The organism is Halobacillus seohaensis, from assembly GCF_042663045.1.
Classification (GTDB): domain Bacteria; phylum Bacillota; class Bacilli; order Bacillales; family Halobacillaceae; genus Halobacillus_A; species Halobacillus_A seohaensis.
On sequence record NZ_JBHSZV010000004.1, the window covers coordinates 450510 to 471488 of the forward strand.

Consider the following 20979-nt stretch of genomic DNA (forward strand, 5'->3'; position numbering starts at 1 on the left):
GCATAATCGTTTCCTAACACTTTATGCATAGACAAGGAAAAGGATGATGGAATTGCCTAATCTTTTTGGGCAAGAACTTCCATACATAAAACTAAGGCAAATAAAAAAAAGAGAGGTGAAGAGCTATAAACGCTACTTCACCTCTCAGTTAATAAATTATTGACAAACGGGAGACGGAATATCAACTTGATAACTCGGATACGTACCGAGTAGTTTCATTTTGCAACCAAGAGCTTCTAACTCAGCTTTCACTCCTGGAAATAACACTTCATCATAAGGTTGATCTACGTCAATTAAAAAGAAATAATTGCCTAAACCAGTCTTCATTGGTCGCGATTCGATTTTTGATAAATTCATCTTTCTCCATGCAAAAGCTGCTAACACCTGATGAAGAGCACCTACAAAGTCTTTCGGTAATGTCACCATAACAGTCGTTTTTTGTGTGGCCACTGGATGGTCTTTTACGTTTAATTTCTGAGGAGTTTTCTGCACAACAGCGAAACGTGTATGGTTATTATCGTAGTCGTGGATATTGGATGTTAAAATTTTCAATCCGTTTTCCTCTGCCGCTAAATGATTACCAATTGCAGCCACTGCAACTCCCTCAGAAGCAACAATTTCAGCTGCCTTACCTGTAGAAGCCGTATATTCCAATTCAGCGTTAGGATAATTTTTATACAAGTATTGATGACACTGAGCAATGGCGTGACTATGGGAATAAATATGAGTGAATTCTTCGCCATTGTAATCAGGGTGAACGAGCAAATGTTGACGAATAGGAACAGTCAATTCTGCAATTATCGATTGATTTACTTGGTGAATTAAATAGTCAATCGTTAAGTGAACTGAACCTTCTATAGCATTCTCAAGTGGAACGACTCCCGTATCAATGTCCCCACGCTCAACCGCATCTAAACATGCAGGAATACTATCAAAGCCAACAAATGATCCTTGATCAAATAATGCATCTACCGCCATTTTTGTAAAAGTACCCTTAGGTCCTAAATATCCAATTCGTTGCATTTTGTTTAACTCCTTTTCCCTAAGCCCCAGAACTAAGAATCTCTACACGATCGACAAAGTCCAACTTATGAAGCCGTTGTAATAATTGTTCTATTGAATATACCATACCTGTCGTATTTAACGACAAAGTGACATTCGCTTTCCCTTGCAAAGGAATGGTTTGGTGAATCGTTAATACATTACACCCTGACTCCGCTACAGCGATTAGTAAATTCGACAGAGTACCTGTTCGATCCTCTAAATGAAAAAACACTGTAATCATTTGTTCCTTTACCATCGCTTGGAAAGGGAAAACTGCATCTCTATATTTGTAAAAAGCACTCCTGGATAACCCAACCTCTTGAACTGCGTCAAAGATGGACACGGTTTTCCCTCTTTCGATGAGTGCTTTCGCATCTATCGTCTTTTTCATTGCTTCTGGTAAAATGTCACTACGGACTAAATAAAACTTCTCATTATAATCCGTCATTATTTAGCCACCTCGTTAATCCACAAATTCAAATTCATAATCGAGCAACCTTATCGTATCTCCATTTTTGGCTCCGCGCTTTCTAAGTTCTTCATCGACTCCCATACCACGCATTTGTCTGGCGAAACGATTGATCGATTGATCTCTAGAGAAGTCTGTTTTCAGAAAAACAGATTCAATTTTCTCCCCGTAAAGGACATAAGCTCCATCATCTGCGCGCGTAACCTTAAATGGTACTTCTTCTTTTTCAAATTTATAAACAACACGCTCTTCTACTTCTTCCAATTCCTCGGCTTCATGTTTTGGAATCTCATCTAATTTGTCAGCCACGGCATATAAAAGTTCATCTAATCCTGTTCTAGTTACCGTAGATATTGAAAAAATGGTAACGTCTTCTCCCACTTTTTCTTTAAAAGCAGCAAGGTTCTCTTCCGCTTCAGGAATATCCATTTTATTGGCCACTACAATTTGTGGGCGTCGAGTAAGTCTTTCATCATATGACGAAAGCTCATTATTGATCGTAACGTAATCATCATAAGGATCACGCCCTTCTAAAGCAGACATGTCAACTACATGAAGCAGCAGTCTTGTACGTTCCACATGACGCAGGAATTGATGACCAAGTCCTACCCCCTCATGAGCTCCTTCTATCAACCCAGGCAGATCTGCCATAACAAAACTACGGTGGTCTTGGGTTTCTACCACACCTAAATTAGGCGCCAAAGTTGTAAAATGGTAATCTGCAATTTTAGGTTTCGCAGCCGTAACCACCGAAAGGAATGTTGACTTTCCTACACTAGGAAACCCAACAAGACCGACATCGGCAAGGAGCTTTAATTCTACCTGAACATCTAATTCTTCCCCTTGTTCTCCATTTTCAGCAATCTCTGGTGCTGGGTTTCTTGCGGTAGCAAACCGAGCATTTCCTCGTCCACCGCGGCCCCCTTTGGCAATAACAGCTTGCTGTTCGTGATCTGTCAAATCCGCTATTACTCTTCCTGTTTCAACATCTTTGACCGTTGTGCCCGGTGGGACACTAACGACTAATGGCGGAGAGTTTTTCCCATGTTGCTTCTGATTCATGCCGTTTTCTCCGCGCTTTGCTTTGAAGTGGTGTTGGTAACGAAAGTCCATTAAGGTATTTAAACCTTCATCTACTTTAAAAACAACATTACCACCATTACCACCATCACCGCCTGCAGGACCGCCCATTGGAACATATTTCTCGCGACGATAAGCAACTAATCCATTACCACCATTGCCGCCTTTAACAAAAACTTTAACCTGATCGACAAACATATGTTTCACCTCATTATTCTATCGTTATTTCTATAGAAAGCTCTGAACCTGTATCGAGTGATGCGCTAAATCCTTTATTATATAATTTCTCCATTAGCAATGGTTCATCCTTAAAGGATCCTAACCAGTCCCAACTAACTACCACATTTTCTTTTTCTTGCTGTTGATTTTTTTTTATTTGAATGGTTCCTTCATAAAGTTCCCCAAATAAACAGTGTTCATTTAGTATATCCAGAGTTTGATTGGCATAAGCAACCAGCTGTTCATCATGACGGGATAAATCAATATCCTCATTAATAACATAAGAAAGTCGGCACTGCTGGTTCTCCCAATTAAATGTTAGCAACCATATTGAAAAATGATAGGCTGAACTATTTAACAACCTGCGCTCTTGCTCAGCATCTGTAATAATTTTATCCAGTTGTTCCTTCATCCTGTCCATTTTTCCCATGGAAGCATACCCGTCAACCAACTGTAGTTGATTCATCCAGTCATGACGCTTATGTCGTAATATATGTATGATATCTTTATCATTCATTATCATCCAACTCCCTTAGCTAGCCATATAATAAAAGTATAGCAAAATTACCTAGAAACTGAAATCATAGTAAAATAAAGAAGCCGCGCTTATGCAATGGCACAGCGCGGCTTACATTTACGTATGAGTATCATACTTTATTACGTTACGCTTCCTGAGCTACAGGATAAACGCTCACTTTTTTACGATTACGACCGTAACGTTCGAATTTAACAACACCATCTAATTTAGCAAACAATGTGTCATCTCCACCACGACCAACGTTATCACCAGGGTAAACTTTCGTACCACGTTGACGATAAAGGATTGATCCACCTGTTACAGTTTGACCATCGGCGCGCTTAGCTCCAAGACGTTTGGATTCAGAGTCACGACCGTTTTTTGTACTACTTACACCTTTTTTAGAAGCAAAAAACTGCAAATCTAGACGTAGCATGTGTTCCACCTCCTTACATATTTGTAATCTGTATATAATCGTTATAATCATTTTCGATGGTTTGTAATGAAACTAGCATACCTTCAAGTAGCAACTGGGCTTTAGAATAAGCTTCCTTATCCAGCTTCTTCGGCAAAGTTATTTTTAAATAACCACCCTCGCCACCTTGAGTAATTTCAGGTTCAAATTCACAAAGGCTCATCAATGAGTTGACTGCCCCAAAAGAAACGGCTGATACAGCTGCACATACTAGATCGTGTCCATATGGACCACTCTCAGCATGCCCAGTTAGTTCAAAACCCGTTATTTCGCCTTGTGAACGATACATCGATACACTAATCATCGTCGCGCTTACGCCTTGATGCTTTCAACAACAAGCTTCGTATACGGTTGACGGTGACCTTGTTTGCGTTTATAGTTCTTCTTCGGCTTGTACTTGAAGACCGTAAGTTTCTTCTGACGACCTTGTTTTTCAACTTTAGCCGTTACAGTTGCACCTTCTACGAATGGTGCGCCAACTTTAGTGTCATCGCCACCAACGAATAGAACTTTGTCAAAAGTTACAGTTTCGCCATCCTCTACATTAACTTTCTCAACATAGATTTCCTGACCTTCTTGAACTTTGACTTGCTTACCACCAGTTTCAATAATTGCGTACATACTTGCACCTCCTCAATTAACTCAGACTCGCCATTCAGGTACCGAAATCGGTTTTAAAACCTGTTCTGCGCGGTTGTAGCATGAAGTGCTACTTGAATAACATAATAATGTTACCACAGATCAAAACAAGTTGTCAACATGATACTCGCGACGCTGAATAGCTGCTGTGATCATGTCTAGTGACCCTTCAAGCTCAATTTGCCAATCAGTTATCTTTGGATCCTGTCGAACAAATAGCTCTTTAGAAATTCTACTAGAAATTGTGCCAGAGTGCAATTGTTTTTTAAAATCATAAAGTTCAGGTGAAACGACCAAAAGAACAGCTTCGTTATGAACATTCACTAATAACTCTCGCTCTAATCGATATAACTGTGTGGATAAATTGTAATTCACTTTTTGTATAGAAAGTAATTGGTCCATCACACTCGGCCTTTGACGTGTTCGTGTGATTTCTATGATCCCTAATTTTGTTACACCGTGAACGACTGTTTTAATAGGATCTTTAGATACTTGTTTACCCAACCATTGAACAAGCTGTTTATCTAATGAATGACTTTTCATAGAAATAAAATCGACCAGAATCATCCCTGATAAATTTCTTAGCTTTAGTTGTCTAGCGACCTCATTTGCGGCTAATTTATTAATTTCAAATGCTTCTTCATTGGATAGGGCTTTTTGCTTAAACTTAAAACTATTTACATCTATTACGATCATAGCTTCTGTCATATCAATCACTAATTGTACCCCTTTATCTGTTGTGATTCGCCTTTGAGTCATATGATCTTGCAAAAGATTAATGGATACTTTTGTGTAATCTTCTATTTGTTTGACCCATCGAACTTTATGCCGAAGACTAGGATAATTTATTTTGATCTCCTGACTCTGCAAGCTTGTATCTACAACAATTTCATCACAAGAGGACGCATACTTACGAATAAGCTGATCCGGTAGAATCTGATCTTCCCAAAGAAGCCCAATTGGCTTGTCTTGTTTCATGTTTCTCCATTTTTCTCGTAAAACTATAATTTCTTCTTCGATTGTTGATAAATCTCCTCCAGACGCACCTGTTCTAATGATGCTTCCTTCTTCTCCAACTAGCAGCTTAGCTACCTCATTCTTTATCTTTTTAGCTCGCTCTTTTTCAATCTTTCTTGATACTGATATTCTTTTTCCAAAAGGTTGATAAATTGAAAAGATACCAGGAATTGTTGGATCAGCACTGACTTGGGCACCTTTTTCACCAATTGATTCCTTGGTCACTTGTACTATAATGGTTTGACCTTCTGTAATAGAATGTTCGATTCCCCCGTTGCACCAAGGAATCGTATCCTTTTTTAAAAAGGCATGTTTTTCTGTTCCGATATCAACAAACGCTGCCTGCATTCCCTTATGAATCGTTCTTACTATGCCACTATAAATAGAGCCCGCAAGCTTTTCCGCTTCCGGGCGTATAGCTAAGTATTCTATTACTTGATGATCTTCAATGACCAGCCCGATCATTTCACTCATTTTTGTATGTAAAGCAATGGTCTTCATGTAATCTTACCCTCTTTTACCTTGACATATTAGAAATATCCTTCAATTTTATACTCGATTGTTTTTTCATTAAAAATTGATGAAGGCACTCCTGTTCATCTACTATATATAAACCTGGCTTTTGTTTCAATATATAAAGGTGATGACGATTTGTTCGAACATTTTTTATTACATCAAATGCTGTAGTATGAGGATCAACGGTAAAGTATCTCACCTTTAATTGACTCACATCTCTTTCTAAGCAATGGACAATATACCTCATAAATACATAGATTTGCCGTTTCCATTCCAACCTATTTTCTAATAGTAAAAACCCAGCAAGCATAGTACTCGCTAGCGTCATTCGTCCGCTAAAAATCATCCAAGATAGACCTATAATAAGACAGGAAATCGAAATAATAAGCGATAATTTCAAACTACTTTTAAAACACATATACTGACAAATAGTATAAAATAACAGCTTCCCTCCATCTAATGGCCAAATTGGTAATAAGTTCAATAACAAAATAACACTGTTGTAAGTAAATCCAGCGGAAAGAAGGGGATGTGGCCCTATAGTTAAATTTAGAGCCTGTAGAATTATAAAAATCCATATATGTTGAAAAGGTCCAGCTAAGGTTACATAAACTTGTTCCCTTATGGGTCTAGTCGTATGTTCATCACTAACAACGGCGCCACCAAGCAGCCAGAATTCTATATGAGAAACTCTCCAACCATAATAACGCGCCGCACAAAAGTGACCCATTTCGTGAATTGCTACAATCGTAAATAATATAATAAATTCATAAATCGCACCTGTTAAAAAAGCAGAAAATGCTAGAAGAAAGAAGAGTGGGTGAATATGAATCAACTGACCTAGCTTAAGAACCTTCATCGACTTTTATCACTTCAATAGGATCTAAGTATTCCTGGTCTTTCTTAATAGCGAAGAAGAACCCATTCTTCTCTTGACCTGATTCATTCAAAGTGGCAATTGTTTGTTGAGCCGGAATATGCTCATAAAGGTGAACATCAATTGTAGATAAGAATCCATATATCGTATTTGTATCATCTTTATGTTGAATAATAATCGTTTTTTTCGTTTCAGGATCATTTCCAGCAAAAATAACCGTACCTTCTTTAACTGATTTAACTTTTTCCCCTTCCTCTGCACTCATTATAATGCCCCGCCCGTGATTTTCAAAAGGTTCCGTAACTACCCCATTAACGGGAAAAGCAACTTGATTTGTTTCTATTTCATCTTTTGGCTCTACCAGTTGTAAAGGGTCACCAAACCGATCACCATACCAGGCTGTAACTTTAGCAAAAGGGAATTCATCTTGTAGTTGAGACGAAACCCACGCTCGAGGCTCTTCAGCGAATGCTATAGAAGCACGTTCACTTATAAAAACCCCTGCAAATAATAGAAGAGAGGCTACAGCTTGTACACCCAAAAGAGAATACGATTTTTTGGATATAGGATGTTTTCCTTTATTTGTTTCAACAAAAGGTGGATAGCCATGCATTTCTTCATCTTGGGGAACAAATACTTTCGCCTGGTTCGGAATTTTGACAGAGGATGTAATTTTTTTCTTTTTTCGATCTGCAATGTTTTTTCTTACATGTTCAATTTTCTTCAAAAGATCCCTTCTCTCTTCTGCCATTTTTACTACTTTATGGTACGGAGTGGCAGATTATGAATAGATGAAAGGACAAGTTCATTATTATCAAAAAATATATAAAAAGACTGCGAACTAAGTTCGCAATCTTTTTATACACGCATTCCGAAAAACTTTTTCACTTTGGCTAGTAATCCCGGATCATCTTCTAAGTTTAGAAGAGGTACAGATTCACCTAAAATTCTCCTTGCAATATTACGATAAGCAAGTGAAGCTTTTGTATCAGGCGTTAAAGCAACTGGCTCGCCATTGTTTGATCCTTTAATAACAGCATCATCGTCAATAACGATACCAAGTAAATCTATTGATAGGATATTCACAATATCATCAACATCTAGCATTTCTCCATTTTTCATCATATGACTACGAATGCGATTAATTACTAATTTAGGAGACTCCATATCTTCTTGTTCAAGCAGACCAATAATGCGATCAGCATCTCTAACGCTTGACTTTTCCGGAGTGGTTATGACGATTGCTCGATCCGCTCCAGCAACAGCATTCTTATAACCCTGCTCAATCCCTGCTGGACAATCAATCACTATATAATCATAATCCTGCTTAAGTTCATCGACAATTTGCTTGATAGCTTCGGGTGTTACTGCTGACTTATCTGACGTTTGTGCAGCTGGTAATAAATGCAAGCAATCAAAACGTTTATCTGTAATTAAGGCTTGTTTGGTCTTGCATCGTTCTTCAACTACATCAACAATGTCGTAGATAATTCGATTTTCAAGCCCCATCACAACATCTAGGTTTCTTAAACCTATGTCTGTATCGATAAGACAAACCTTTTTATCTTGAAGAGCCAAGGCTGTCCCTAAATTAGCCGTTGTTGTTGTTTTACCAACTCCTCCCTTTCCGGAGGTAATAACGATTGCCTCACCCATTAAGCATTCTCCTTTCAAAGCTCACCAAATCTGGCTTTTGTTTCAAGACATCCTGCAGGGGAGATATTCGAATAGCATCATCTTGCTTATCTATAAAACCACATTCAATATATACACCTTCTGCGTCCTGATCAGGAGCTCTTGATAACTGACCAGCTATTCTTAACTGATTAGGCTTCATATAGGAAGCTGATATAACTGCTTCCTCATTTCCATCAAATCCTGCGTGTGCAATCCCTCTTAGATGACCTATTATAAATATATTTCCAGTAGCAATGACCTTTCCCCCTGGATTAACATCACCCAAAAGAAGTAAATCACCTTTCACCTCTATAAGTTGACCAGAGCGAATCGTTCTTACTATTGGAGTGATCTCACTATTTTCTTTCCAGGCAAACGCTTCTTCCTTTGTAATGACGTCTGACTCAATGTGCTCGACCACCAGCTTTTGCTTCTCTCGAATGATTCGTTTAAGCATTTCTTTTTGATCCATTGTTAAATACCGCTTTCCTAGTTGAATCGTCACACGAATCATCGGCTGGCCATCATCTACTCCATTAACAGAAAGCTTGTCATATAGTTCTTCTAATATGGAGTCAAACGAACATTGGTCATTTAAGCGAAGAGTTAACCCATCTCTTGTTCCTTTAATTGTTACCATCTGACTGTTAGCCGTCACAGGCTTTCACCTCAAACCTTGGACATTAATGTGCTAAGCATGTTCCCACTCATCAGACCACCTCTCGACACGGCTTTTCATGAGGGGATAAATAATAATAAAAAATAAAGCGTTGGCTAGTATAGTTGGAAGTAATCTTAATATGGAATAATCTCCCCAAGATATGTCTGTTATTTGGACGAATGAATAAACGATGTATAATAAAGTATCTGCAAGAGCTATTCCCACCATTACTAGCAACAAAGACGCAATAAAATTAGCATGAAACCATTTTTGCAAGCCATGTATGACATAGGCAACAATTGCGTAAGTAACCATATAAACACCCAGTACACCCGTGTATACAACATCTATTAATAGTCCGAAAATGATTCCATACCACACAGAGTGATAGGTATCATCTTTATCAAAAAATATCGCCACCAACATAATAAAACACAAAACCCAGTGTGGAGTTACCAGAAGGTCCGAATACACGATTTTAGCTGGCAGTAAACTCATTGCCATACCCTGCATAACTAATAATATGAGTAGAAAAATAGCAATAAAAAAACGCATCATTGCTCTTCGCCTGCCTCTTGCTCTTCTTCACTTACGGTTTGCATATCTCGATTGATGACCATTACATGAGTAATATCAAATAAATCGGCAAAAGGCTCAACATAAGCTGTTTTTGTAAGTCCAGATCGGTCATTTTCTACTTTATCGACTGTGCCGATGCGAAGGTCACTTGGAAATACTCCCCCTAGACCTGAAGACATAACAACATCGCCTTCTTCTAATTCCTCATCTAAGCTGATTCCCTCCAACAACAAACGACCACTTTCACTATCATAACCCTCAATCAAACCAAAGGCATTATCCTCATCTTCTCTAACAATCCAAGAAGATATTTTATTCGATTCATCAAAACCACTAAGTAATTGTACATTAGAGTGGAAAGCTCCTGCTGACTGAACTTTACCTACCATGCCTTCACCTGTAATAACCGCCATATTCTTCTCCACACCATGTTCTTCGCCTCTATTGATCGTCATTTGTTTAAACCAACGATCAGAACTGCGAGCAATAACGGTTCCTTGTATAGGAGTATAGTCACGTATTGATTCTGTTTTATCTAGGGTACCTCTAAGTTCATCATTATCTTTTTTCAACTGTTGATTTTCTTGGATAAGACCTTTATATTCATCTAATCGGTTTTTTAATACTTCATTCTGATCATAGACATTGAGCATATTCTGTACATTCTGATACGTATTATCTACGAGCTGGACAGGGGCGTGAAATACCGACTGAAGCCAACCTACTGAATCTTGGAGAAACTTCTCTGGTACGGATAACTCACTACGATCCCTCATTGAGAAGCCGATGAGAGCTACCAGAATGATAAAACCGATTAGAATTGTCATAAGGCCTTTTCTGCGAAATAAAGATGGCATACTAAGACTCCTTAATCTGTTTTGGGACGAGATGCTACATTAGGTTGTGATTTAAAGTGTTGAATATACTCAAGTGATTTCCCCGTCCCAATAGCTACACAGTCCAATGGTTCATCAGCAATAAATACCGGCATATTTGTTTCATCACTTATAACACGGTCTAAATTTTTCAGTAGAGCTCCGCCACCTGTAAGAACAATTCCTCGTTCCATAATATCAGCGGAAAGTTCTGGGGGTGTTTTTTCTAATGTGTTTTTAACCGTTTCAACGATAGAATCAACCGTGTCTTTTAAGGCTTTCACAATTTCTTCAGAGTGAATCTGAATGGTCTTCGGTAAGCCACTAAGTAGATCCCGACCGCGAATATCCATTTCTTGATTAATTTCTACTTTACCTGCTCCACCGATTTCCAATTTTATTTCTTCAGATGTACGTTCACCAATCATTAAGTTGTATTGCTTACGCACGTGCTGAGTAATTGCATCATCCATTTCATCCCCAGCTACTCGAATCGATTGGCTCGTTACAATTCCACCTAGAGATATAATAGCAACTTCTGTAGTCCCTCCACCGATATCAACAACCATACTCCCTGTTGGTTCCCATACGGGTAAACCGGCGCCAATAGCAGCAGCAAAAGGCTCTGCAATTGGATAAGCATCTTTTGCTCCTGCTTGCTTTGTCGCATCAATAACCGCTCGTTCCTCAACCATTGTAATTCCTGAAGGAACACAAACCATAACATTCGGTTTACTTGCAAAGGATGAACGAGTTTTTAGGGCTTGTTTTATATAATGCTTCATCATCTGGGCCGTTGTATCGTAATCTGCAATTACACCGTCCTTCATAGGTCGAATAACAGATATGTAATTCGGTGTGCGACCAATCATATTCCGTGCTTCATTACCAACCGCTTCAATTTCCCCGCTTTGATTGTTCTTGGCTACGACAGAAGGTTCTCGTAGAATAACCCCTTTATTTTTCAAAAATACTAATGTATTAGCTGTACCTAAATCAATCCCTAAATCCTGAGAAAATCCAAATAAACCCAATTATATCTTCCTTTCTAAAACTCATTTCACATTAAATTAATTATCAAAAGTAGTATCACAAGAAGCGCCATATTATAAGAAGAAACTTATAAATGGCGCTTGGTTTTATTCATCTATTCAATTATACGAAAAATATTTAAAAATAGATAGTATTATAGATATCATATGTTCAACTTTCTACACATTCGCTCGATGTCACTTATAAGAATAAAATGGAGAGGAACAAAAAGGATTAAGAAAATAACTTTGTGCACCTTCTTCATTCATTTCATTTTTGTGAGGTCCTTGTGAGGTTTTTGAAACCTCACAAGGATAGAGCTACCATTGAACTTGTCTGTGTAACGCTAGTTTATAATTACAATTTAGGAGGGTGAAAATGTGGACGTTCTTAATGTTACCCCCTTTATAGGTGTAGGATTAGCTTATATATATGTTAACCATTTAGCTGATAAGGAAGATTGAACGACGGACGTGGAATAAAAAAGGAAATTCAAAACTAATAAAGGAGAAATATTATGGATAAAGAAGTAAAACCACCGAAAATAAGTGACAAGACAATGAAGGAAATGGCAGAATTTTTCATGAAAACTTCTGTTCCTAGAATAATAGAGAAAAGGAAGAAAGAAAAAGAAGAAAAAGAAAATGACTAACTATCTCCTTTGGAGGTGAAGGTGAGCTGTTTGAAAGATAAGTCACCATTAAAATAGAAAAATAAAGAAAAAACCCCTTCATTGGGTCTATATATATATATGTAGCGTCTGACATCATGCGTGGTCAAAATAAAAAGCTCTCAATATGAGAGCTCATAAAACCGATACATCATAGATATCATCAAACTGAATGGTGATATCTTCTTTATTTTTATAATCCTTACAGCTAATCTTCTTTGTACTCTGATTCATATTAACAACCTTTACAGTACTGCAACTATAATTGACCCCATTATGATGTTTGATTTTCACAGGTAAACCATCCTTCATCGCGCAATGTAATGCGAAGACATTTTCTTCAATTTGCTGTTCATCTAGGATGGCCTTTTTCTCTTTTTCATCCTCTTTCCAAACTTCCTGTAACATTTCTATGTGCTCTGGCATCATTAACGAGGTCCACTTCTTCGTCCCTCTATCATTCGGATTCATTACTATGCCCCCACTTTCTTCTTATATGGATATACCGACATGACATTTTCCTTTTTAAAGGTTCTGAGCTGGTCCCTGGAATAACAGTAGGCAAGAATATCGTCTTTCTTAACGGACACTACTTTAATCACTCGTTGAGATAATTGCTCATTACTTCCCAAGTAGATCATTTCAAGATTCTGTTTATCCTCAGCTGATCGAATAAATAAACCATTCACTCTTACCACCCTCTAAATACGAACATTTGTTCCTATTATATCTAAAGAGTTTGTATATGTACACAACAACCTAACATTAAAATTATTACAACTTTGTAAATGTCGTGTAAATTACGTTAATTTTGTTGCATTAGTTTGTTAAAATGTTTAACCTTTAACTGCAGTATTTATAAAGCATTAGATATAAGGGTGATGAGACGATGGGTACTGGGGAAATTAGAGAGAAAATAGAGAGATTGCGGAAGAAAATGTACACAGAGTATGCGAAGAACCCAACGGGTAAAGAGGTTCTTAACGTATCACAACAACTTGATAGAGTACTTAATGAATATCAATCTTTACCTAAGGCAGCAAAGCCTCACCATTAAGGTGAGGCTTTTTACGTTGCCATATCAAAATGCTGATCATATGAACCTAATTCTATCCATACTTTTTCACTTTCGAGGAAATCACATAAGTGAGACTCTAATGAAGAAATATCAGACTGAAGGACTTTTCGATAGCAGAATGGAGTTGCCAAGTATTGCACAATAATATGACGTTCACTATTCTCTACATAAGTATAATGTATCTTTAGAGGGCCTTGCGCAGGGTATTCACGGGTACATCCAAACCCGTCGTTACGAATAATATAATCCATTGATTGTTTCCCTTCTTTTTTTAAGTAATAGTAACTAAAACTATTTTACCACTAAAGGAATTCTTGTCTACAAAAAGTATTTTAGTATTATCAGTTAATTAATAATGTATTATCAGGTGTACCTTCAAAAGGAACTCCGTTGATTTCATAAGAGTACTCGGTTTCCTGATCTAAATCACTATGTACAGTTACTGTATATTCTCCTTTTTTCACCGTAATTTTTTCTAATAACAAATCATGCAAGAAGTGGCATTTTTGGCATAATTGGCATAGCATGTCATCCTTCATTTCTCTGATCTTGTTCCGGTTTATACTAAGGTGATCAGCAATCGAACGATAACTCATACCCTCCATCATGCAATCCAACACGATCTTTTGTTGTTCCTCTTCAAGAAAATCAACCATTAATTCAATCGCCTGAACCTTTTCACGGTATTCTAACCACCTCTTGTACAAACGCTTTTCTCTTACGTCTAAAGCATCTATTTCAGCAGCACTTTTAATATTCGTATTCGCTTTGGGCATGGTTGCTTCAATTCCGAATTGCTGGACTAATCCGAATGACGGACCTCTGGAGTATCCACCCCAAATGATTTCTCCAATTCGATCTAATTCTTTTCTATGCCAATGATACTCATAAATTAGATTCTCGACCTGCTTTTTATTCATCTTTGAACCTCGCCTCTTCCATCAGACTCTTCATGTATTCACTACGCCCACCTGGACGTCTAACTCCAGTACGCTTGTCTTTTCGTTCATTCGATACTTTCCACTGCATACGGTAATGCTGCAGTCTAGCCATTTCGCTTCACAAACTTCCATAGGAGATACAATGGCCAAAGAAACACCAAGGCGATTAAGAAGAACATATAAAACGTTTCACTCTCTTGATCTTCATGGTCAGGCTCGTCTTTGATTGCACATAAAGCTACGCCGATCACAATATAGATAAATAGACCAATCATTGAATCACTCCTTTTAGGTAATAAAAAAGGACACAAACCAAGAGCTTTTGCTCTTAATTCGTGTCCTCTGGTTAGCCAGTAGAACTATATAGAATTAAAGATAACTAATCTATCAATCTACTTAGTATTATACTAAATTTTTCTTCACTACCATAATTACTTTCCATTTTTCTACCAAAAATTAATCATTATATACTATAATTAACAATAATACATTATAAGGAGGAAAAAGATGAAAAAATTACTCTCATTAATTTTAGCGTTGTTTGTTGTCTTACCAGTTTCAAGTGTTAATGCCTCAGAAAACTTTAACGATCTAAGTGGAGTCTCCTGGGCTAAACCCGAGATTGAATATCTGGGCAAAAATAATATTATAGATGGTTATGGAGACGGGCGATTCGGTCCTAAAGATAAAGTTACTCGAGGTCAGGTTGCGACTATGATCGTTAGAGATCTTTATCCTAATGAAACTTCTAACCAAGACAATCCTTTCAGTGACGTACCTGAGGGTAAATATTATACGGAAGCTGTTGCAATAGCGTATGATAAAGAAATTATAAATGGCTATAGTGAAGATACCTTTCAACCTAAATCCTACATAAGCCGAGCTGAAGCAGCCGTAATGATCGACAGAGCTTATGATGTCGAAAGAACAGGGTCAGCTAGTGAACTACCTGATGCTCAGAACATCTCATGGGCTACAGAAAGCATTATGGACTTAAGCTCTCAGAACATAATAAACGGAATGCCTGACGGAAATTTCTTACCTAATAACGATATTACAAGAGCTGAATTTTCCAAGGTTTTAGGAGCAACTATTGAGCCTGAATTCCGTTCTCAAGATGACTTAGAAGTCCACTTCATAAATGTTGGCCAAGGAGATAGCACTCTCATAGAATCTCCTTCTGGTAAAACGATTCTCATTGATGGAGGCCGCAAATCTGCTGGTGAAGAAGTGGTCAGCTATTTGAAACAAGCTAATATTGATTCAATTGACTTGGTGGTTGCCACTCACCCTGACGCAGACCATATTGGTGGATTGATCGATGTTCTTGAACAAGTGAAAGTTAACAAAGTATTAGACAGCGGTAAAACCCACACCACTGATACGTACCTGGAGTATTTACAACTAATTGACCAAAAGAATATTCCATTTGCAGAAGCCACGGCTGGAGAGACATTAAATTTTGATAATCTTTTAGATATTAAGGTACTAAATAGTAAGAATAGCTCAAGCGATAACAATGAATCTTCCATTGTTCTAAAAGTTTCTCACAATGAGATTGATTTCATGTTAACTGGAGATGCTTCAGTAGATAATGAACAGGAAATGCTACAAAATTATGATGTTGAAGCTGAGATCTTAAAGCTTGGTCACCATGGAGCAAGTAATTCTTCTTCTTCCGCTTTTGTAGATGCCGTTAATCCTGAAGTAGGTATCTTATCGTATGGCGAAAATAGTTATGGACATCCTGAATCTACGGTAGTTAACCGTTTATGGAACGCAGGTGCTGATCTCTATTCAACTTGTGATCACGGAACAATCTCGGTCACATCTAACGGAACGAGTTATAATGTAGATGCAGATCCGTTTATGGGAGAAGATAATTGTGGGAATACTACAGATCCAGAACCAGAGCCTGAACCAGAAGAACCTGAGTCAGACTATCCTGTAAACGTAAATACAGCTGACTATGAAACACTTCAGCTAATTACTGGTGTAGGTACAACCATCGCTCAAAATATTATTGACTACCGTAATGCTAACGGCCCATTTCAAACCATTGAGGAACTTGATAACGTAAGCTACATTGGACCTGCCACTATTGAAGAAATGAGACCAGACATCACTTTATAGGAGTGAAATCATGAACAAGTATACGGTTGACCGATTTGAAGGTAATCTTGTCATCTTGTTAAAAAAGGGCGACGAAAGTATTCAAAAAGAATTGTCTAAGGAATATTTTCCCGATGAACTTCAAGAAGGCGATATTGTTAGAAAATATACCAAAAATGGAAATTTCCGGTATGAAGTTCTTGCAGAGGAAACAAAAAATAGAAAAACTACTGCTGATAACCTACTGGAAAAGATAAAAAGAAAGAATAACACTGAAGAGGGGGACTAGGTTCCTCTCTTTTTCTATTTAAAAAGAACACAAACCAAGAGCTTTTGCTCTTAATTCGTGCCCTCTGGTTAGCCAGTAGAACAAATACTAAAAAAGTTCATTTATCTTTTCTGCATACAAACCATATTTTTGCTCCAACATTTTGTGATAGCCTCTAAAATTCGTTTCATGCCAATTTAGTCTTGATCGTATCCTTTTATGATACTCCTCTTTATTCAAAGTCTTAAATGTTTGGTTATTTAACATTTCTTCCAATTCAATAATTAATAAATGCAAGTTAGAATACTGTTGCCCTAATCCCAATGGTAAACTCATTACAGGTATTTCTTTACTTTTAATGTTGTATTCTCTCACAGCTCTCGTTAACGCCTTGATATTATTATGTCTTTCTTGTGACATTACTAGGACTCCGTTTTCCATATCATCATCGATGCTACCCATCAAATCCTTTAAAGCGAACTCTATTTTACGGTTACATCAAGTAAAATTTGCAACCTTTTTAGATGATGTTCATATTCTTCTCTCTTTCTAAGTTTGTTGTCATATTCAATCTGCTTATTTACAGCTTCTACTGACTTTTCTCCAGCTTTTTTTGCACCAATATAAGCGCCCCCTAAGGTTGCTGCTCCCCCCGCAAATATAGTTAATAATGCCTCAAATGATACTATTGTAAAAAAACTAGTATATGATTCATATACTCTTAGATACAATTCAATTAGGTTGCCATTCAAAAATCTTCCCTCTCATCAAACTTCACCCTCTTCACCTTCCCCTGATGCGTAATTACTTTCGTCTCTCCATGCTCAGGTAAAGTGGTTATTTTTGCCTTTCCGTTACAATATACGACACAGAACGGGGAATCACCTTCTGGTAGATCCATTTCTAAGCTAAGTTTTCCATTATCAATTTCATCTGTACTTGATTCAATCGCATTGAGTAGGACCCCTATGTTAAAATAGTGTTAGGGAAATTAGTCGAGGGCCTTGCTCTTGGCTTTTTTTATGTTTAAAGCTGTTATCGATAGCACATAATAATAAACAGGACTAGCTGTTTTCCATATTTGCTACATCTCCCCGCAGCTAGTTCTATTCCTCCAATCAAGTTCGTCCCATTAAACCCTTCAAATAGTTTGAATACTTCCTAAAAAGTTCCCATACAATAGTCAGAGAGCTATAAGATTCCCCTTTGTGCTGGATAGCTCTAAATACTTAACATTCATCTCACGTTACCGGAGCTTATGCTTCGGATTTTTTGATGTTTAAATACATTTTATCCGTACATAATGATTAACGGGACTAGCCTGTTTAACCATTTTGTTGAACTCCCTGGAGGCTAGTCCACTATCCTGTCTCAATTGTCGGAGCATTACTTGCTTCGGCTTTTCTCATTGCACTTCATAATCGGACTACAACATAAAAAATTGTATTTATATCTCCATTATAAATAAAAATACTAAATAAATGGAATTGTTTAATATGAATAATGATTATCTTCAAAAAGAAAATCAGATACACATTGAACACTTTTTTATCAAACTTCCTTATTAAAATTCAACAGTACATGGAGCAAGTCTTTATAAAACAACGATTGCCAAAAAGTTAGGAATCAGCCGCGGTACGGCTTACTACCGTTTCTTTTCTTATTTCTTCAATACTCTCTACTTTGTCAAGGACTATTAAACCATGTAATTCACGCAATAGATAAGGACCATTAAGGGTTTTAGAGTTTTTCATGCTCGTGGTCAATAGTTTCACTTTCAAGTAATAATCTTGCTTCATATTTAGACTCAATAACATCTCTCCCATTCCTTTTTCTTGATTAACAGGCTCTATAAGAATAGTATTGTTTGGTCTAATGGAGTAATACCCTGAAATATTCAATCGCACTGAACCTAGATAAATCCCAAATAATCTCAACTGTCCAATTCTCCTTTTTGAAGAAAAATAACAAGTCTACCGTTTCTTAATAAACTAACCGAATAAAAGATGTTTAAATTAATAGATTCTTCCCCTACTTCAAACTTAACCTCTTCACTTTACCCCGATGGATTGCAACTCTCGTCTTTTCTTAGATGACAAGTTGCGAGCCATTAAAAGCCCTTATATAAGGGCTTTGTGATACGATTATACCTGAAATTATGGAACAGTTGAGGCCATAAAAGTGATAATACTACTAAGTAAAAAAAGACCCACAGCTTAGAAGGCTGTTGGAGTGGGGATGATTGCCACGAAAAACTATAACAAAACACTAATAAATCAACCTTCTTAATGATTAATAAAGAAGAAGACAAATAAAAATGGGGCAGTAATGTCTGGTTAACCACATTAGATCTACAATACTTTTCCTTGGATATGAAAGTACTTATTTTGATTTAATTCCTGCGCCACAAAGAGGTACGATTATTTTTTCTTCTGGTTCTTTCTTATATTTTAAATAGCCAGCATAGTTTGCGGCTGTTGTCACTTCAACATAAAAACCTTTATCACTAAGTTTCGCGCGGGCACTCAGAATTTCATCTTCTTCAATAGTTATAAAATCACCATTAGTTTCGCGTACAGCTTCTAAAATTTGCGGGGAACGCGCTGGTGCTGCTATAGCTATCCCTTCTGCTAAAGTGCCTTTATTCATAACAGGCTGGGCTGATAAATCCCCATTGTTGAAAGCCTCTACTAGCGGGGAACAGTTTACTGCTTGTATGGCAATAATTTTCGGCATTTTATCGATTAATCCATTGGCAAATAACTCTTTAAACCCATAGAATGCACCTAGTAGAAGCGTACCGTTACCAACAGGAATAATTAATGTATCGAGCGCACCATTCAACTCCTCGTAAATTTCGTAGGCATACGTTTTCGTTCCTTCATAAAAGTAAGGATTATACACATGACTTGCGTAAAAAACTTCTTCTTCTTTTATCGCTTGTTGGGCAGCTTCTGCAATATCTGCTCGTGACCCCTGAATTTGCTTGATCGTGGCACCATGAGCTTTTACTTGAGCAATTTTTTTTGGAGACGTTTCATCACTTAAATAAATGTCGCAAGCAATATTGCAACGTGCAGCGTAGGCTGCAATGGCAGTCCCAGCATTCCCACTACTATCCGCAATAACTTTTGAGACCCCCAATTCTTTCGCCTTCGTCATTAAAACTGCAGCTCCTCTGTCTTTAAAGGATAAAGTAGGCATCATATAATCAACTTTTACATACGTATTTGGTTCAAGAGTATCTAGTACAATTAAAGGTGTTTGACCTTCTCCCATTGTTATGGATTTCCATGTCTTTGATTCTTTTTCGAATGGCATGGTTTCTAAGTAACGCCATAATGAGTTAGGATAGCGGGGCCAGGATGCCACATTTATTTTAGGAGTATCTTTTATCAAATTTAATACACCGCCACACGTACATTTCCATATAACGGGCGTAATAGCATGCTTTTTTCCACAATAATTACAAACATATTGTTCCATCCTTCATCAACCCCTTAGATATTTTTATATATAATATAATATTTTATATGCTCGCTCCAAAAAAATTTTATATATACGCGATTGCATCAATTTCTATTTTAAATCCAAAATGTAATTTATTTGTTGGTATGACCGTACGAGCCGGTTTATGTTCTCCGAAAAATTCTTTATAAACTTCGTCTACCCTATCCCATAGTTTCACATCAGGAATATATAAGTTTATACGTAATATATGTTCTTTTTTGCTTCCAGCTGCTTCTACAATCATTTCCACATTTTTAAGTGCTTGTGATGTCTCGTCTTCAATAGCACCAAATTTCCTTTCGCGAGTTTCTGGATCAATGGCAAATTGCCCTGAAATATAAACGGTGTGATCATGAATAGTAGCTAGTGCATAATGGCCATTTGATTTTAGGTTTTCTACTTCAAAAATACTTTTCATTTTTTTCTCCTTAACTTGATTTACTTTTGATTTCATCTAAATAACTGTATACGGTTACCTTAGAAATGCCTAATAAATCCGCAACCTTATCGATAGATCCTTTCATAGAAAAAATACCTTTTTCATCCATAAATTGAATCAATTCAATCTTTTCATGACGTTTCATAGCGGGATGAGCACTATTTTGAATAATTTGATGGATCAGTCCATCAACGATTTCTTCCACATTTTCAACCTCAGGGCTTGGTTCCTCTTCTTTTTCTTCCACTACATCTGGTGTTGGAAAGAAGGTATTCATTAACTTT

Annotated in this window: 31 protein-coding genes and 1 other annotated feature; of the genes, 4 read left to right on the plus strand and 27 right to left on the minus strand. The window is 37.2% G+C overall.

What is annotated here, in order from left to right; translation table 11 throughout:
* Positions 1 to 156 precede the first annotated feature (156 nt).
* The 15 genes from pheA to ACFQIC_RS02690 form a co-directional block, all read right to left on the minus strand.
* On the minus strand, positions 157 to 1023 hold the full coding sequence (pheA, locus tag ACFQIC_RS02620) for a prephenate dehydratase (protein WP_204706998.1): 867 nt from the start codon (positions 1021 to 1023) through the stop codon (positions 157 to 159).
* Positions 1024 to 1042: 19 nt separating this feature from the next.
* A complete protein-coding gene (locus ACFQIC_RS02625; protein WP_204707000.1) occupies positions 1043 to 1492 on the minus strand; it encodes an ACT domain-containing protein in 450 nt (149 codons plus the stop codon).
* A gap of 15 nt (positions 1493 to 1507) precedes the next feature.
* On the minus strand, positions 1508 to 2791 hold the full coding sequence (obgE, locus tag ACFQIC_RS02630) for a GTPase ObgE (protein WP_204707002.1): 1284 nt from the start codon (positions 2789 to 2791) through the stop codon (positions 1508 to 1510).
* A 13-nt stretch (positions 2792 to 2804) separates the two neighbouring features.
* Positions 2805 to 3329, minus strand: coding sequence for a Spo0B domain-containing protein (locus ACFQIC_RS02635; protein ID WP_204707004.1), 525 nt, complete (start codon positions 3327 to 3329; stop codon positions 2805 to 2807).
* A 145-nt stretch (positions 3330 to 3474) separates the two neighbouring features.
* A complete protein-coding gene (gene rpmA / locus ACFQIC_RS02640; RefSeq protein WP_204707005.1) occupies positions 3475 to 3765 on the minus strand; it encodes a 50S ribosomal protein L27 in 291 nt (96 codons plus the stop codon).
* A 13-nt stretch (positions 3766 to 3778) separates the two neighbouring features.
* The gene (locus ACFQIC_RS02645) at positions 3779 to 4108 is read right to left on the minus strand and encodes a ribosomal-processing cysteine protease Prp (RefSeq protein ID WP_204707007.1); all 330 of its coding nucleotides are present in this window, start codon (positions 4106 to 4108) and stop codon (positions 3779 to 3781) included.
* A gap of 8 nt (positions 4109 to 4116) precedes the next feature.
* Positions 4117 to 4425, minus strand: coding sequence for a 50S ribosomal protein L21 (gene rplU, locus ACFQIC_RS02650; protein WP_204707009.1), 309 nt, complete (start codon positions 4423 to 4425; stop codon positions 4117 to 4119).
* A gap of 13 nt (positions 4426 to 4438) precedes the next feature.
* Positions 4439 to 4510 (minus strand) — a sequence feature (ribosomal protein L21 leader region).
* A gap of 35 nt (positions 4511 to 4545) precedes the next feature.
* The gene (locus tag ACFQIC_RS02655) at positions 4546 to 5961 is read right to left on the minus strand and encodes a ribonuclease E/G (protein ID WP_204707011.1); all 1416 of its coding nucleotides are present in this window, start codon (positions 5959 to 5961) and stop codon (positions 4546 to 4548) included.
* A 16-nt stretch (positions 5962 to 5977) separates the two neighbouring features.
* Positions 5978 to 6835, minus strand: a complete 858-nt coding sequence (locus tag ACFQIC_RS02660; RefSeq protein WP_204707013.1) for a site-2 protease family protein — start codon at positions 6833 to 6835, stop codon at positions 5978 to 5980.
* Positions 6822 to 7580 (minus strand): peptidoglycan DD-metalloendopeptidase family protein, encoded by a 759-nt coding sequence (locus ACFQIC_RS02665; RefSeq protein ID WP_390216921.1) that lies wholly within the window; start codon positions 7578 to 7580, stop codon positions 6822 to 6824. Before ACFQIC_RS02665 ends, ACFQIC_RS02660 begins: the two co-directional genes overlap by 14 nt.
* Before the next feature lie 131 nt (positions 7581 to 7711).
* Positions 7712 to 8509 carry a septum site-determining protein MinD gene (gene minD, locus ACFQIC_RS02670; RefSeq protein ID WP_204707017.1) on the minus strand — a complete coding sequence of 266 codons (798 nt, stop codon included), beginning with the start codon at positions 8507 to 8509 and terminating at the stop codon, positions 7712 to 7714.
* On the minus strand, positions 8502 to 9188 hold the full coding sequence (gene minC, locus ACFQIC_RS02675; protein WP_390216922.1) for a septum site-determining protein MinC: 687 nt from the start codon (positions 9186 to 9188) through the stop codon (positions 8502 to 8504). The genes minD and minC overlap by 8 nt, the downstream gene beginning before the upstream one ends.
* A 33-nt stretch (positions 9189 to 9221) precedes the next feature.
* A complete protein-coding gene (gene mreD / locus ACFQIC_RS02680) occupies positions 9222 to 9749 on the minus strand; it encodes a rod shape-determining protein MreD (protein WP_204707019.1) in 528 nt (175 codons plus the stop codon).
* Positions 9746 to 10627 (minus strand): rod shape-determining protein MreC, encoded by an 882-nt coding sequence (mreC, locus tag ACFQIC_RS02685; RefSeq protein ID WP_204707021.1) that lies wholly within the window; start codon positions 10625 to 10627, stop codon positions 9746 to 9748. The genes mreD and mreC overlap by 4 nt, the downstream gene beginning before the upstream one ends.
* Positions 10628 to 10638: 11 nt before the next feature.
* The gene (locus tag ACFQIC_RS02690; protein WP_204707024.1) at positions 10639 to 11679 is read right to left on the minus strand and encodes a rod shape-determining protein; all 1041 of its coding nucleotides are present in this window, start codon (positions 11677 to 11679) and stop codon (positions 10639 to 10641) included.
* Between the two features lie 515 nt (positions 11680 to 12194).
* On the opposite strand from ACFQIC_RS02690, the gene ACFQIC_RS02695 reads away from it, so the two are divergent.
* The gene (locus ACFQIC_RS02695; protein WP_390216923.1) at positions 12195 to 12329 is read left to right on the plus strand and encodes a hypothetical protein; all 135 of its coding nucleotides are present in this window, start codon (positions 12195 to 12197) and stop codon (positions 12327 to 12329) included.
* A gap of 153 nt (positions 12330 to 12482) precedes the next feature.
* Here ACFQIC_RS02695 and ACFQIC_RS02700 read toward each other — a convergent pair whose 3' ends face one another.
* Entirely contained in the window at positions 12483 to 12818 is a 336-nt protein-coding gene (locus ACFQIC_RS02700) for a YolD-like family protein (protein WP_390216924.1), read from the minus strand.
* A gap of 2 nt (positions 12819 to 12820) precedes the next feature.
* The gene (locus ACFQIC_RS02705) at positions 12821 to 13036 is read right to left on the minus strand and encodes a hypothetical protein (protein ID WP_204707026.1); all 216 of its coding nucleotides are present in this window, start codon (positions 13034 to 13036) and stop codon (positions 12821 to 12823) included.
* Between the two features lie 200 nt (positions 13037 to 13236).
* On the opposite strand from ACFQIC_RS02705, the gene ACFQIC_RS02710 reads away from it, so the two are divergent.
* Entirely contained in the window at positions 13237 to 13404 is a 168-nt protein-coding gene (locus ACFQIC_RS02710) for a Spo0E family sporulation regulatory protein-aspartic acid phosphatase (protein ID WP_204707028.1), read from the plus strand.
* A gap of 11 nt (positions 13405 to 13415) precedes the next feature.
* Here the strand turns inward: ACFQIC_RS02710 and ACFQIC_RS02715 are convergent, their stop codons facing one another.
* From ACFQIC_RS02715 to ACFQIC_RS02725, 3 genes are all read right to left on the minus strand, one after another.
* A complete protein-coding gene (locus ACFQIC_RS02715) occupies positions 13416 to 13676 on the minus strand; it encodes a hypothetical protein (RefSeq protein WP_204707030.1) in 261 nt (86 codons plus the stop codon).
* A 90-nt stretch (positions 13677 to 13766) separates the two neighbouring features.
* A complete protein-coding gene (locus ACFQIC_RS02720; protein WP_204707032.1) occupies positions 13767 to 14345 on the minus strand; it encodes a sigma-70 family RNA polymerase sigma factor in 579 nt (192 codons plus the stop codon).
* Between the two features lie 125 nt (positions 14346 to 14470).
* Positions 14471 to 14641, minus strand: a complete 171-nt coding sequence (locus ACFQIC_RS02725; protein ID WP_204707036.1) for a hypothetical protein — start codon at positions 14639 to 14641, stop codon at positions 14471 to 14473.
* A gap of 232 nt (positions 14642 to 14873) precedes the next feature.
* On the opposite strand from ACFQIC_RS02725, the gene ACFQIC_RS02730 reads away from it, so the two are divergent.
* Both ACFQIC_RS02730 and ACFQIC_RS02735 read left to right on the plus strand, forming a co-directional pair.
* Positions 14874 to 16499 (plus strand): S-layer homology domain-containing protein, encoded by a 1626-nt coding sequence (locus ACFQIC_RS02730; RefSeq protein ID WP_204707038.1) that lies wholly within the window; start codon positions 14874 to 14876, stop codon positions 16497 to 16499.
* A 10-nt stretch (positions 16500 to 16509) separates the two neighbouring features.
* Complete coding sequence (locus tag ACFQIC_RS02735; protein ID WP_204707040.1) at positions 16510 to 16767, plus strand: DUF3006 domain-containing protein; 258 nt, start codon at positions 16510 to 16512, stop codon at positions 16765 to 16767.
* Positions 16768 to 16854: 87 nt separating this feature from the next.
* Here the strand turns inward: ACFQIC_RS02735 and ACFQIC_RS02740 are convergent, their stop codons facing one another.
* The 7 genes from ACFQIC_RS02740 to ACFQIC_RS02770 form a co-directional block, all read right to left on the minus strand.
* On the minus strand, positions 16855 to 17166 hold the full coding sequence (locus ACFQIC_RS02740) for a hypothetical protein (RefSeq protein ID WP_204707042.1): 312 nt from the start codon (positions 17164 to 17166) through the stop codon (positions 16855 to 16857).
* Between the two features lie 62 nt (positions 17167 to 17228).
* On the minus strand, positions 17229 to 17498 hold the full coding sequence (locus tag ACFQIC_RS02745; protein WP_204707044.1) for a hypothetical protein: 270 nt from the start codon (positions 17496 to 17498) through the stop codon (positions 17229 to 17231).
* Positions 17495 to 17647 (minus strand): XtrA/YqaO family protein, encoded by a 153-nt coding sequence (locus ACFQIC_RS02750; protein ID WP_204707046.1) that lies wholly within the window; start codon positions 17645 to 17647, stop codon positions 17495 to 17497. Before ACFQIC_RS02750 ends, ACFQIC_RS02745 begins: the two co-directional genes overlap by 4 nt.
* 718 nt (positions 17648 to 18365) lie before the next feature.
* Entirely contained in the window at positions 18366 to 18683 is a 318-nt protein-coding gene (locus ACFQIC_RS02755) for a hypothetical protein (protein WP_204707048.1), read from the minus strand.
* Positions 18684 to 19128: 445 nt separating this feature from the next.
* On the minus strand, positions 19129 to 20232 hold the full coding sequence (locus tag ACFQIC_RS02760; RefSeq protein ID WP_204707050.1) for a threonine synthase: 1104 nt from the start codon (positions 20230 to 20232) through the stop codon (positions 19129 to 19131).
* A gap of 67 nt (positions 20233 to 20299) precedes the next feature.
* Positions 20300 to 20674 carry a RidA family protein gene (locus tag ACFQIC_RS02765; protein WP_204707052.1) on the minus strand — a complete coding sequence of 125 codons (375 nt, stop codon included), beginning with the start codon at positions 20672 to 20674 and terminating at the stop codon, positions 20300 to 20302.
* A 10-nt stretch (positions 20675 to 20684) separates the two neighbouring features.
* On the minus strand, positions 20685 to 20979 hold a 295-nt coding region (locus tag ACFQIC_RS02770), incomplete at its 5' end, for a helix-turn-helix domain-containing protein (RefSeq protein ID WP_390216925.1).